Annotated in this window: 13 protein-coding genes and 1 pseudogene; 7 read left to right on the plus strand and 7 right to left on the minus strand. The window is 34.4% G+C overall.

The annotated features are described in order from the left end of the window. Nucleotides 1–51: 51 nt before the first annotated feature. Nucleotides 52–312: a hypothetical protein gene (locus ACWVCY_RS04635; RefSeq protein WP_455140668.1), complete on the plus strand. Its 261-nt coding sequence runs from the start codon at nucleotides 52–54 to the stop codon at nucleotides 310–312. A gap of 217 nt (nucleotides 313–529) precedes the next feature. On the opposite strand, the gene ACWVCY_RS04640 is transcribed toward ACWVCY_RS04635, so the two are convergent. Beyond that, complete coding sequence (locus ACWVCY_RS04640; RefSeq protein WP_455140669.1) at nucleotides 530–1,213, minus strand: hypothetical protein; 684 nt, start codon at nucleotides 1,211–1,213, stop codon at nucleotides 530–532. Nucleotides 1,214–1,368: 155 nt separating this feature from the next. On the opposite strand from ACWVCY_RS04640, the gene nadB reads away from it, so the two are divergent. Beyond that, nucleotides 1,369–2,982, plus strand: a complete 1,614-nt coding sequence (gene nadB, locus ACWVCY_RS04645; protein ID WP_455140671.1) for an L-aspartate oxidase — start codon at nucleotides 1,369–1,371, stop codon at nucleotides 2,980–2,982. A gap of 11 nt (nucleotides 2,983–2,993) precedes the next feature. On the opposite strand, the gene ACWVCY_RS04650 is transcribed toward nadB, so the two are convergent. Next, nucleotides 2,994–3,821 (minus strand): DODA-type extradiol aromatic ring-opening family dioxygenase, encoded by an 828-nt coding sequence (locus ACWVCY_RS04650; protein WP_455140673.1) that lies wholly within the window; start codon nucleotides 3,819–3,821, stop codon nucleotides 2,994–2,996. Nucleotides 3,822–4,047: 226 nt separating this feature from the next. On the opposite strand from ACWVCY_RS04650, the gene ACWVCY_RS04655 reads away from it, so the two are divergent. After that, nucleotides 4,048–4,218, plus strand: a complete 171-nt coding sequence (locus ACWVCY_RS04655) for a hypothetical protein (RefSeq protein ID WP_455140674.1) — start codon at nucleotides 4,048–4,050, stop codon at nucleotides 4,216–4,218. 261 nt (nucleotides 4,219–4,479) lie between these two features. Here ACWVCY_RS04655 and ACWVCY_RS04660 read toward each other — a convergent pair whose 3' ends face one another. The 4 genes from ACWVCY_RS04660 to ACWVCY_RS04675 all read right to left on the minus strand — a co-directional run bounded on the left by ACWVCY_RS04660 (nucleotide 4,480) and on the right by ACWVCY_RS04675 (nucleotide 8,638). Next, complete coding sequence (locus ACWVCY_RS04660; RefSeq protein WP_455140676.1) at nucleotides 4,480–5,319, minus strand: ABC transporter permease; 840 nt, start codon at nucleotides 5,317–5,319, stop codon at nucleotides 4,480–4,482. An 11-nt stretch (nucleotides 5,320–5,330) separates the two neighbouring features. Continuing rightward, nucleotides 5,331–6,197 carry an ABC transporter permease gene (locus ACWVCY_RS04665; protein ID WP_455140677.1) on the minus strand — a complete coding sequence of 289 codons (867 nt, stop codon included), beginning with the start codon at nucleotides 6,195–6,197 and terminating at the stop codon, nucleotides 5,331–5,333. Nucleotides 6,198–6,213: 16 nt separating this feature from the next. Then, on the minus strand, nucleotides 6,214–7,257 hold the full coding sequence (locus tag ACWVCY_RS04670; RefSeq protein WP_455140679.1) for an ABC transporter ATP-binding protein: 1,044 nt from the start codon (nucleotides 7,255–7,257) through the stop codon (nucleotides 6,214–6,216). 202 nt (nucleotides 7,258–7,459) lie between these two features. Further along, complete coding sequence (locus ACWVCY_RS04675) at nucleotides 7,460–8,638, minus strand: thiolase family protein (RefSeq protein WP_455140681.1); 1,179 nt, start codon at nucleotides 8,636–8,638, stop codon at nucleotides 7,460–7,462. Nucleotides 8,639–8,914: 276 nt separating this feature from the next. Here ACWVCY_RS04675 and ACWVCY_RS04680 point away from each other — a divergent pair, with 276 nt between their 5' ends. The 4 genes from ACWVCY_RS04680 to ACWVCY_RS04695 all read left to right on the plus strand — a co-directional run bounded on the left by ACWVCY_RS04680 (nucleotide 8,915) and on the right by ACWVCY_RS04695 (nucleotide 12,271). Next, nucleotides 8,915–9,598 (plus strand): Rab family GTPase, encoded by a 684-nt coding sequence (locus tag ACWVCY_RS04680; RefSeq protein WP_455140683.1) that lies wholly within the window; start codon nucleotides 8,915–8,917, stop codon nucleotides 9,596–9,598. A 222-nt stretch (nucleotides 9,599–9,820) separates the two neighbouring features. Next, nucleotides 9,821–11,050, plus strand: a complete 1,230-nt coding sequence (locus tag ACWVCY_RS04685; RefSeq protein WP_455140685.1) for an acyl-CoA dehydrogenase family protein — start codon at nucleotides 9,821–9,823, stop codon at nucleotides 11,048–11,050. 22 nt (nucleotides 11,051–11,072) lie between these two features. Beyond that, entirely contained in the window at nucleotides 11,073–11,873 is an 801-nt protein-coding gene (locus ACWVCY_RS04690) for an electron transfer flavoprotein subunit beta/FixA family protein (protein ID WP_455140687.1), read from the plus strand. 11 nt (nucleotides 11,874–11,884) lie between these two features. Next, nucleotides 11,885–12,271 carry a hypothetical protein gene (locus ACWVCY_RS04695; protein ID WP_455140688.1) on the plus strand — a complete coding sequence of 129 codons (387 nt, stop codon included), beginning with the start codon at nucleotides 11,885–11,887 and terminating at the stop codon, nucleotides 12,269–12,271. Here the strand turns inward: ACWVCY_RS04695 and ACWVCY_RS04700 are convergent. Beyond that, a pseudogene (locus ACWVCY_RS04700) lies at nucleotides 12,207–12,520 on the minus strand (hypothetical protein); the annotation flags it as partial. The gene ACWVCY_RS04695 and the pseudogene ACWVCY_RS04700 overlap by 65 nt on opposite strands.

Raw genomic sequence — 12,520 nt, forward strand, 5'->3', positions numbered from 1 at the left:
GAATATTAATTTTTTCTCCATTTTCTTTTATTATAAATAAAGAGGTCATCAATGAATAAAAACCAACAGTTAGTAAAAGATTTGATAGTAGAAAAGATTCTATCTCAACCTATTACTGAATTACTGGCATTTAGACTCCTTGATTATAGTGATATTTGTACTACTCTTAAAATGCTCATTATTAAAGTGCATTGGAATCCAATACAGACTGTTCACATAGGTACCTTTTATGATTTATTAGCTGCTTCTATGAGAACATTATTTTTCGTATTTTTTGCTAAAGATGAATGTTACTCTACCGTTGCTATTTGAATCAAATTTCTTCGAACAATTCTTTGGATAAAATAATTGTTTCTATAAAAAATTACTGAACGAAGTAAACAATTGAGATATATGGAATGGGATCTAATAAATGAGGAAGGGGAATTATAGCTAAAACAAGTTCCAATTGTCTAACTCTAAAATAATTTACTATTAGAATGCTTTGAATTTATGAATCAATGTGGAATCAGAGATGATATGCCAGATATTAATTCGTTGTTGCCCAGTAAAATTCAAAGAAACCTACTTTTAAGAATCCTGTGGTATTAAACAAAAAGAACTGAGTATAGTGGATTGAATCTAACACTAAGAACCCATATAAAACACGATATTTTTGAGAAACATAATATCCTCCTTGACTAAATTGATCTAAATAATTTGAGAGGTTTTCGTAAGGAATTTTAAAGCGATCTAGCCAAAAGGCGTTATATGTATCATTATATTCGAAATAATAATCTCCATGGATCTCATAAGCATATAATAACTCTTCACCAGTAATATTCTCAAAAATAGTAACATTTGCAGTGTATGAATAAGTAAATTTTGATCCCTGTGGGCTATAAGATGTATTCCAAGGGTAAGTTTTATTTTCTGCTGCATTTAAATAATAAGTAAGCCACTTTGAATGAGAAAGGGGTGCATATGGGACATATATAGAATTATTCTGATATGGGAGTGTGAAAATTAAACCAAGATCGGAAAGATTCAGTTCATCATATTTGAGAAGAGCTGAGAAATTAGTTTCTTCTACTTGGATTAAAATTATTTCTCCAGATGCGTTAGTCCAATATCGTGCTTCAGATATCATTACAGTAGTTTCAAAGCTCGTGCATCCAGCCAAACAAAGGACAATAATCAAATTCACTGCTAGAAATAACTTTTTTTGAAGCAAATCTAGTCATCTATTTTTATTCTAAGATCTTTTTATGATCTGATCTTATATACATGTCCGTCTGCGAGGGGAAAAGGCTCATATTGATTATTTTTTAGTATTAAACAAATTTAAAGGGAAGAAAACAAGTATTTTTTAAGAAAAGGGCTGCGTTTATGGACTCTGATTCATCTGAATTAACATGTGATGTTTTAGTCATAGGATCTGGCCTTGCAGGGCTCTCGTTTTGTCTAAAAATAGCAAAATTTGCAAAAGTATTGTTAATTACGAAAACAAAATTAGCTGATTGTGCAACTACGCTTGCTCAAGCTGGTATTGCAGCAGTTTTATCACCAGGAGATGGATTTGATCAGCATATTCAGGATACAATAATAGCAGGTGATGGTTTATGTCACATGTCCATCGTTGATACGATGGTTAAATCCGCTCCTGAAAGAATTCGCGAATTATCCTCTTGGGGGGTTAATTTTTCTAAAAATAAAACCAATGATTTTGATTTAGGCCTTGAAGCTGGTCATTCACATCGACGTGTAGTTCATGCTTCTGATTTAACTGGAATTGAAATTCACCGTGCTTTAGCTCAAAAAACAAAAAAAGAGGCCAATATTACTATTTTAGAGAATCATATTGCAATAAATCTTAAAATACGTGCTGGTAAGTGTTTAGGAGCATATATATTCGACAAGGACCATGATTTAGTTAAGAATATAGCTGCAAAAGTTACTGTATTAGCTACTGGAGGATTAGGGAAAGTATTTCTTTATACTAGCAATCCTGATAATGCAAGTGGAGATGGAATTGCTATGGCCTATCGTGCTGGAGCCACTGTTATGAACATGGAATTTGTTCAATTTCATCCTACTCTTCTGTATCATCCTTATGCAAAGGCATTTCTAATCTCAGAAGCATTACGTGGAGAAGGCGCTATTTTAGTAGATCAAAATGGAGTTCGTTTTATGGAGAAATATGATTCGCGTTTGGAGCTTGCTCCTCGTGATATCGTTGCTCGTGCTATTGACTTTGAGTTAAAACGTACAGGCGTTGATCATCTTTTTCTCGATATTTCATTCAAAGATTCTAAACAAATAATAGAACGATTTCCTGGTATTTATCAAAAATGTTATTCCTTGGGGATTGATATTACATCAGAACCTATTCCCATTGTACCTGCAGCTCACTACATTATTGGGGGAATAAAAGCTACTCATTCTGGTATAACTGATATTCCAAATCTTTTTGCCATTGGCGAATGTGCGTGTACTGGATTTCATGGAGCTAACCGTTTAGCTTCTAATTCTCTTCTCGAGGCAGCAGTTATGGCTCATTTTGCAGCAAAAGAATGTAATCAACTTCTTCAGAAGGATCGCCCTATTAGGTTATTCTCTCCATGGCATGATACAGGTAATGCAGTTGATAGTGAGGAATCTGTGGTTGTGAGTCAGAACTGGATGGAACTCCGTCTAATGATGACTAATTATGTTGGTATTGTTCGATCTGATAAACGGCTTCGTCGTGCCATGAATCGCATTCGATTATTACAGGATGAAATTAATCAATATTATTGGGATTTTAAGATTACTTCTGATTTAATCGAGTTGAGAGATCTTGCTGATGTTGCTCAAATGATTATTGAATCTGCTTTCCATCGAAAAGAAAGTCGTGGGGCTCATTATACAGTAGATTATCCACGAAAACGACGAACTCCCAAAGATACTCTTATTCGGAAATCTGTTCTTAGTGATACAATCAATTTAACTAGGAATGGGTAACTTCTGCCTTTTCACATAAAACTAGCGATCATCATTCCATAATATGTGGGGTGTGCTCTTAAATAAAAGTTTGACCTTAATTGTGTTTTTTTCAGTATTCCTTGGACTATTATAAACCCTGCGAATCCGCAAACCAGTGCTTCATCAAGAATACTACTTGCTTGATCTAGTAATATGTCTTCTTGTCCTCCCTCTTTAACCCATTTTTCAATTATTTGATCAAACTCTTCTGCTTTCTCTGAAAAACCATATGGACCATTTTTATCATGAGTGTGGGCTAGATCTGCACTAATAATTATAATAACTTTTTCAGAACTTTTTTGCGCAAAATCTCGCAACGAATCGCCTATTTGAAGTAATTCAAAGGTCATATTTTTAATTTGAGAATATCGTCTTGTTGGAAGTGAGAAAATAATATATTTCATGCTTATTTTTTCTAAAAAATATAATGGAACGACCTCACCCCATCTTAGGGGTGCATTAACACTACTTGTAAAGGCTGTAATTGTACTTAAAGGAAGCTTTTTTTCTTGAAGCTTTTGATATAATTCATTTGTTCTTTTTATATCTAGACTAATTTGGGTCTTGTATTCTGCATAATCCCCTTCCCATTCCGCTGTTCCTTTGGCAGTTTCATTAACATAGAACCCATAATCATGAGAGAGACTTATCCCATGTGGAGTGATTAAAATGCATAAATTAGGATCTAAATTTTTTATATTTCCTGCTATTTCTATCATTTTATGGTTGAGAGTTTTTACTGATTTACTTACTCCCTTTTTTGTGGGATTCAAGATCAAACTTCCGTGTGGGAAAATAAATACACCTGAAAGTACCATTTTTTTCACCTAATGTGGCAAATTTTACTTATATGTGAAGTTCAAGGGTTCTTCTATTATTTTAGAGAGCAGATTTTCCTGTTCTAAATGTGTTTTTTCTTTTGATCGTTCTTAAAATTATTAAAAAGAATTTCTTATTTTTTGGTTTAAGTAATTTTTTGAGAAAAAGAAATATTCTCATAAGTAAACGATTCAATAACTGATTTAGGTTTATCTTGAGGAAGAAATGTTGTCTATGGATGAAATCTTACTACTTGAAAACTATCCTATTCTTACTAAACCTTGGGATTCTCCCTGTCTAATTTGTGATTACCTTGAACAATGTAATGTAGGTGCTGAATTCAATCCTATTGGATGTCCTTGGCTAAATCACTATATTGGAATGCATATTGATTAAACACTATTCTATTTTCCGAATTAATATTATATTTTTATTCATACTAAGGGATTTAAGGAGATCTTGAGCTATTTTTTTCCTAGCATTTTTTTTTCTCAACTAAAAAGTATTTTTGTTAACTTATTCTTTTTTCTTATAGGATTTTGAATTGGATTTTTATCACAATCAGTAGGATTTTTTTATTCCTTTAATTGCTTTTTTTTGGGAGGTTCACAAATCTTTTGTAAGCGTTATTTAACTCCTTTTCCCTAGCTCTCTATTCTAATACTCAGCAATGGTTCCTTCTTTTTTTGCAGTTTTCACAGTTTTTTGAAAAAAAATTACTCCCAAAATTGGTAATAAGATTGCAGAGAGGAATATTATTCCAAATTCCCATTCAAAGGGTAAAAGTTCAGGTGAAATTCCTATCATTGTGGTCCTAAATAAATCAACACAGTAGGATAGTGGTATAATTCGGGCTATCCATTGAATCACTTCTGGTAGAGCTGAGAAAGGGAAAAACATAGCACAAACAATCATGACCATAAACTGCAGAAAATTCGTTAAAGTATTCATTGATTCTTTATATCTTAGAGCTAACCCCGCAAAGCCAAAAGCGAATCCAAAACAAACAAAAAGACTCAAAAGTAAAATAATCATTCCCATTAATAGATTTCCGATAGGTAATCGGCCAAAAACAAGAGCTATAAATATAAAACTGACTAATATGTTCAGAATTGTCCATAACACATTTGATAATATTCGGGAGATTAGGCTAGAGAAATAATTGATTGGAGCCATAAAAAGGGACTCTAGAGTTCCTTGGTATTGTTCTTCACGGAGAGAATTACCAATATCCCATAACGCAGTCGAAAAAAACATGAAAAGTACAAAAGAATAAAACATTAATCCCACTCCATATGATGCTTTATCTGGTGGAGTCAATATTATCGCTGCAAATGTAAAAATAAACATAATGACCATTACCTGTAAAAAGCTCATAATAAATGAGAATTTATAGCGAGTTAAGACAATAAATTCCTTCTTGGTCATTGCTAGAAACTGATACCACCATGCTTTAACCCCATGAAGTTTTGATTGTTCCTCTATTGACAATACCATTTCTTTTCCTCCTAGAACTGTCCTATACCTTCTCCGCTTTTACTTCTTGCCTCTGCCTTAGCAAAAATCCAGTAACCAATTAATGGGCAAATTAAAGCAAAAGCAAAAATAATGGCAAGATGACCATATATATTGAAGAAAAACCATTTTAAATCCATTAAAGCAGCTTGAATGCTATAATTCAACCAAAAACCTGGGAAAACATAAGCAAAGATTTGAAAAAAAACAGGGAGGACTGTTATGGGAAAGAATACACCCATAATTATCCCTAGAAACCATTGAAAGGTATTTAATAAAGAATTGGCCTGCTTTATCTTTAATATAAGTGCTCCTAATAAGAAAGAAAGGCCATATATAGGGATTAGTCCAATAAGCAAAATACCAAATGCTAATCCTGCTTGACCTTGTAGAGGGTTTATGTTAAAAAGTAAACAGCCAAAAAAATAACCAGCTGTGAAGGTAATAATTGATCTAACTTCTACATACAAAGTTAATCCTGCCAAAATAGTAATTTGATGAGCAGGAGTCATAAATAAAGATTCTAGAGTTCCTAGTGTCTGTTCTCTTCGGATGAAAAATCCAAACAACCAAAGAGAAGTAGTCACTGTCGAGAAGACATTCGCTCCTATAATAATAAAAGCAACATAATTTGCCCCAATTAATCCTGTATTTTGTTCAAAATTATCTGAAGCAGCAGATATAGATCCTGCAAGAGCCTGGCCGAGTAAAATAGGCATAGCTGCAAAAAGAATGGGCATCAGGATGTCCATGAAAAGCATTCCTTTATATCGGGAAATAGTCTTAATTCGGACAATAAATGTACCCCATACAACCCCTAGATGTTCTCTGAGACCTACTTTTGACGATAAGAGAGACAATTTGAAACCTACCTTCTTAATTTACCGATTTCTCTAGTCTTGTGTCATCCATTAAAGATCGGCCAGTGATATTAACAAAAACATCTTCAAGAGTTGTATCTTTCTTATCAATATTCCTTATTATTGCTCCATGATTGTTTAATGCAGTAATAATTTCAGGTAGGGCTTGGCGACTGTCTTTACAAACTACGTTAAGGTAAGGTTTTTCTTCAGTTGACCCATTGTTTACTCGTTTGGTTAGAATATTTGCTGATAATATCCTTGGTAGGTCCTGAATTATTTGTATGGCTATATCAGGGATTTGTCCTTCAATCTTAAGAATATCATTTTCTTCTAAACTATTTATCAATTTACTAGGTTGATCAAGTGCAATAATTTGGCCATGATCGATAATGCCAACTCTATGGCATAATTCCTCAGCTTCATGCATAAGATGTGTACAAAATATGATAGTTTTATTATAGTCTTCATTTTGTTCTTTAACAATCTTTCGGAGTCGACGGGCTTCCTTTACATCTAAAGTATTAGTAGGTTCATCTAACATTAAGATTGGAGCATCATTAATTAAAGCTCGGGCAAAAACCATTTTCATTTTCTGTCCTGAAGAATATGTTTCTACTGTTCTATCTGCTAGCTTATCCAATTCAAGAAGACTAATAAGTGATTGGATTCTGTCTTGTCTTATTCGCTTTGGGACATGATATAATGCCCCAAAATATTCCAGATTCTCTCTTCCTGTCAATTTCCAATATAATCCGCGTTCTCCCATGAGCATTGCACCAATGGACGATTTAATCTCCTTATCCTGCTCAAGAAGATATCCATTAACTTTAGCTGTTCCTTTAGTTGGGAGTAGTAACGTTGTTAGTATTTTTATTAATGTAGTTTTCCCTGCTCCATTGGGACCAAGTAATCCAAAGATTTCACCTTGTTCTACATTAAAATTTAATCCTTTTAGTGCATGAACAACGTTTTTTTGAGTTTTAAATAGTCCTAACCTTTTTTTAGAGTGGTATTCCTTCGTGAGATTCACTACTTCGATAATCGTGTTTAAACCCATTAGTTTGTCACCAAATACAACCCGAAATGAATCGTTAATAATTATGTAATACTTTTACATTTTCATTTAAATATTTGATAAAAGTGGCAATGAAATTGTTCACTCCTTTTTTGAAATATCACTACAGAGTATTAAGTAAATATAAGATAAAAAAACGAGTGAGCTAGTTCAAAAATCAAATGAAAAAAGGAGAATCCATGAATCACCTTTCAATTATCATTGTCATCGCTTCTCCTCCACCAAGACAGATTGTAGCAAGGCCTCTTCTTCCATTACGTTTCACTAATTCATGGAACAAAGTTACAATAATTCTTGCTCCCGAGGCTCCTAATGGATGACCTAAAGCAACAGCTCCACCATTGACATTGAATTTAGTTGATGGGATGCCTAAATTATTTCTTACTGCACAGCTTGCTGATGCAAATGCCTCATTATGTTCAATTAAATCAAAATCATTAACTGAATATCCTGTCTTAGTGAGAAGTTGTTTAACTCCTTCAACTGGAGCCTCCATCACCCATTCTGGTTTTGTCCCATTTGTTCCATATGCTGTTATTTTGGCTTGAACTGGAATACCTTTTTCTTTTGCATAATCTTCAGACATTATTACTAATGCACTTGCACCATCTGAAATCTGGGAGGCATTTCCTGCGGTCACCTTTCCATCTTTTTTGAATACTGGAGGTAACTTTGCTAATGCCTCTAATGTTGTATTAGGTCTTATACCTTCATCCTTTGTAATAGTTATTGTACCTTTTTTTCGATCTTTAATTTCTACTGGTACAATCTCATCCCGAAATTTACCTTTTTCTGTTGCTTCATGAGCTTTTTGGTGAGAGTTATAAGCAAATTCATCCATTTCTTCTCGACTAATATTAAAACGTTCTGCTACAATATCCCCAGTGTTCCCCATTGCCATATCATTATAAATATCATATAAGCCATCATGGTACATTGCATCAATTAGCTTATTATTCCCATAGCGATATCCTTGACGCCCTTGCATCAGAAGATAAGGTGCCATTGTCATGTTTTCTGTTCCACCTGCAATAACTGCCTTCATATCTCCGAGTTTAACCATTTGAGCAGCCCACATGACAGCTGCCATTCCAGAACCACATACTTTATTGACTGTGATGGCTCCTGTCGAAACAGGTAGTCCTGCATAAATAGATGCTTGTCGTGCGGTATTTTGTGCACACCCCGCAGAAATTACTTGTCCCATTATAACATGGTTTATATCTACGGGGTCTAATTTCGACCTCTTGACTGCTTCTTTAATAGCTATTGCTCCCAGTTGAGCAGCAGGAGTATTTGAAAACGCGCCAGACATCTTCCCCATAGGAGTTCTCACTAAACTCGTTATTACTGCAGTATTCATGGGTATAACCTCTTTGATTTTATGGTATCAAAGTAAAAACTTCTAATTTTATACTTTCCTAATTATAATCTTTGATTGATGTATTTTTTATTGATAAAAAGACAAGTAGTGTTTTTAAATACGCCTCCCACTGTAATCTAAAACGAATAGCTTATAAAGGGCATTTACTTAAAATTACGAGTAGGAGCTAAGGCTTTTAGACAGAAGACATTCCAGAAATAGGACTCTTTTTTTCCTTCGTGGTTGATAAAAGAGTTTAATTTTGAGGTATAATACATGGCGGATCGATCAACATCGCGTAAAATTCTAGGAGAAAAGTTACGAGCAAAAATCGTCTTAATTGGCGATGGTGGTGTTGGTAAGACAGCTCTCCGCCGTGCTTGGTTGGGTGAAGGCTTTAAGACTGAATATTTAATGACTATTGGCGCAGATTTTGCTTCTAAAGAGATTAATTTTTATTTTTCGCCTACTAAAAAGAATTATATCATTAAATTTCAAATTTGGGATCTCGCAGGCCAGCCTAGGTTTAAAGCTGTACGTGATTTATACTATCGGGGTGCAGTTGGTGCTCTGTGCTTCTTTGATATAACCAATCAGGAATCCTACATGAATTTAGTAGAATGGATTAAAAATTACTGGGATTTTAATGGAAGAGGGAAGTTACCTCTAATCATTGTAGGTGCAAAATGTGATCTAAGAGGGAATCCAGCATTTCCTAATCAAGTTGCTTCCAAACATGGACAACAATATGCAGCTGAGCTCACCAAGCTCGTTAGAGAAAAAAATGGCTTTGAAATTCACTATATTGAGACCTCTGCCAAAGATCAAATTAATGTGGATGAAGCTTTTCTGATACTCGCAAAAGAGATTATTTCCAGTGTAGATCATCAAGAAAAGGAAAAAAACGATCGCAAAACTAGCCAAAAAAAAATGATATCAGAGCAAATTAAAAGTCATTAAGAATATTTTCCATCTGTTTGAAAATACTTATACTTTTCTAGTTTTTCTCCTTTTAATACAGTTTTAGGATTATTAGATTACCAATCTTGCTCATATGTAATTATGTCGTGACCCCATAAAACTTTATACACAGTTCTTTACAACTTAGAAATAACACTAGAAATGTTTGATTTAAACTCTTTTGTTAGAATTCTACTTCTTCTATTATTAGAGGTCAGTTAGATGAAGCAAATAAAGAAGATATTGAAAACTTTTAATTTTGACAAGCAATCACAAGAACAAAATGATATGATACTAGAGATGGTTTATGATTTAGCTATGAATGAAATCATAGAAAAAGAGCAGGATTGGGATTCTGAGGGGGCTCATTTTGATCCTGCAACAAAGATCGTATCCTTTCCTTCTGGAATGATGGAATTATATAAGAAATGTCAACAGAATGATCTATTTTCAATTATTGTTCCAGAAGACTATAATGGTTTTGGTTTAAGTTATACTCTTTGGACTGCAATCATTGAATTAATGGCAAGAGCATCTTTAGCCTTTTCTATGTTTTTTCCGAGTCAGGGGTTGAACATAGAAATTATTAAAAACTTCGGAACGGATGTAGCCCGAGAAAAATACCTACCTCTTCTTGGATCAGGTGATGCAATAGGTGCTATGGCTTTTTCTGAACCTAATGCTGGATCTGATATTTCTGCAGTCTCAACAAAAGCAGAAAAAGAAGGGGATTCGTACTTTTTAACTGGGAATAAGATTTGGTTATCTCATGGAGGGGTAGCAGGGACTTACATTACTTTTGCTGTTACAGATAAAGATAAGGGACCAAGGGGCCTTAGTGCTTTTATAATAGATCCTAAAATTGCTAAGGATGGTTTGGAAACTGTTCGTATTGAGGAAAAAATGGGTTTACATGGATCAATTACTGCACAGATCGCTTTAGATAGAGCTGAAGTTCCCAAAGATAACTTATTAGGACAAGAAAATGATGGATTTCGCCTTATTCTTGGAAGTTTAGCATCTAGTCGAATTGGGATAGCAGCTCAAGCTGTTGGGATTGCTGAAACCGCTCTTCAAGAAAGTATCAACTATTCGCTTCAACGAGTACAATTTGGAAAGCCAATAGGATATCATCAGGCAATTAATTTTACTTTAGCAGATATGGCAACAAGTGTTCATCAAGCTCGTTTAAGTTATTTGAACACAGCTCATATGAAGCATTTAGGAGAAGATACACGAAACGAATCGTCAATGGCAAAATATTATGCTACTGAGATAGCTCAAAAAGTAACTTATGATGCAGTTCAAATTCATGGGGGTTATGGGTACTCACGTGAATATCGTGTGGAGCGTTTATTCCGAGATGCTCGTGTATTGACTATTTATGAAGGTACTTCAGAGATGCAAAAGACCATTATTGGTCGTGGTGCATTGGAACGTGCTCAAAAATAAAAAAAACCGGAGGTAACAAGTAATGAATATAATAGTTTTTGTAAAAGCAACGCTTGATCGAAATGCGCCTCTTGATCCTGATGAAATTCATCCAGGAAATCGAGATGATAAAGCTGATGTCATGACTAACAATTATGATAAACACGCTATTGAAGCTGCCCTTCGTATTGTCGAAGGAAAAGGTGAAGGCAAAGTAACTATAGTATGTCTAGGTTCTGAAATGGCAGATAAAGTAGTAAAAGAAGCTATAGCAATGGGATGCCATGAGGCAATCAGAATTGATAATTCTAATGAGAAAATAACTCACTTTTTTCAAGTTGCTAAAATTCTAGCCGCTGCAGCTAAAAAAATTGGAAACTATGACCTTCTTCTATTTGGTATGCAAAGTTATGACTTTGGAACTGCGACTATGGCCCCCATGGTATCAGAGTTTTTGGATCTTCCTGTTGCCTGTTGGGTTGAGAAAATTTCTTTTGATGGTGGAAAGGTCAAGGTAGATAAGATTATAGAAGGCGGAACCAGAACAGTTGAGCTTGAACTTCCTGCTGTTCTCAGTATTGCGAGTACTGGTGATTATGAAGAACCTCGTTATACCAGTGTCCGTCGAATTATGCTTGCGAGTAAGACAGTTGTTCCTATTTGGCAGGTTAACGAGCTTGAGGTACAGGTTTCAGAGCCAAGTGTAAAGTTTGATGAAATTGAAGTTCCTCCTGCTCGAACTGAGAAGTGTATAATCATTAAAGATGCAGATATCCCTGATATGGTTTCCACTCTAGTGACTAAACTCAAGGAAAAAGGACTTAATATTGGAGCATATAAATAGAGGTGAAAAGAATGACAAAAGTACTAGTAGTTTTAGAGTTTGCTTATGGAAAATTAATTGGAGTCACAAAAGAATGTTTAACTGCCGTGAAAGGTCTTGGAGTCGAGACAATTGGTGTTATACTCGGTCATAATATCGATGAACTCGCCTTAGAGGCAACTAAATATGGCATATCAAAAGTATTCAAAGTAGATGATCCTCAATTTGAAGGAGTAAATATTTTATTCCATACACGTACAGTTGAAGCAATTATAAAACAAGAAAATCCTAATATTGTCGTTGCAGGCGCTAGTTTATATGCACAAGAAATGATGCCTCGTTTAGCTGCCCGATTTAATGATACAATTTTTCTTCAAAGAGAGGATGAATTGCTTCTATTTTGTCAGCATCGATTTTAAGGGATTTTACAGAAGCAAAAATTGCATTATTAAATCGAGCAGCTAAACGAGGCATCATTTCTTGTGCATATAAACTAGCACCTGCAACAACAATATTAGGATTTTCTTGTTTTATTATTGCTTCAACTGTACGTGTATGGAATAAAATATTTACTCCTTCAAATTGAGAATCATCTACTTTGAATACTTTTGACATGCCATATTTAGTTGCCTCTAAGGCGAGTTCATCGATATTATGACCGAGTATAA

The sequence above is a fragment of the Candidatus Hodarchaeum mangrovi genome (genome assembly GCF_975850365.1).

Bases quoted from the DNA above. Each gene is read 5' to 3' on its own strand.
- ACWVCY_RS04635 (WP_455140668.1), top strand. From the start codon at position 52: ATGAATAAAAACCAACAGTTAGTAAAAGATTTGATAGTAGAAAAGATT.
- nadB (WP_455140671.1), top strand. From the start codon at position 1,369: ATGGACTCTGATTCATCTGAATTAACATGTGATGTTTTAGTCATAGGA.
- ACWVCY_RS04650 (WP_455140673.1), bottom strand. From the start codon at position 3,821: ATGGTACTTTCAGGTGTATTTATTTTCCCACACGGAAGTTTGATCTTG.
- ACWVCY_RS04655 (WP_455140674.1), top strand. From the start codon at position 4,048: ATGTTGTCTATGGATGAAATCTTACTACTTGAAAACTATCCTATTCTT.
- ACWVCY_RS04660 (WP_455140676.1), bottom strand. From the start codon at position 5,319: ATGGTATTGTCAATAGAGGAACAATCAAAACTTCATGGGGTTAAAGCA.
- ACWVCY_RS04670 (WP_455140679.1), bottom strand. From the start codon at position 7,257: ATGGGTTTAAACACGATTATCGAAGTAGTGAATCTCACGAAGGAATAC.
- ACWVCY_RS04675 (WP_455140681.1), bottom strand. From the start codon at position 8,638: ATGAATACTGCAGTAATAACGAGTTTAGTGAGAACTCCTATGGGGAAG.
- ACWVCY_RS04680 (WP_455140683.1), top strand. From the start codon at position 8,915: ATGGCGGATCGATCAACATCGCGTAAAATTCTAGGAGAAAAGTTACGA.
- ACWVCY_RS04685 (WP_455140685.1), top strand. From the start codon at position 9,821: ATGAAGCAAATAAAGAAGATATTGAAAACTTTTAATTTTGACAAGCAA.
- ACWVCY_RS04690 (WP_455140687.1), top strand. From the start codon at position 11,073: ATGAATATAATAGTTTTTGTAAAAGCAACGCTTGATCGAAATGCGCCT.
- ACWVCY_RS04695 (WP_455140688.1), top strand. From the start codon at position 11,885: ATGACAAAAGTACTAGTAGTTTTAGAGTTTGCTTATGGAAAATTAATT.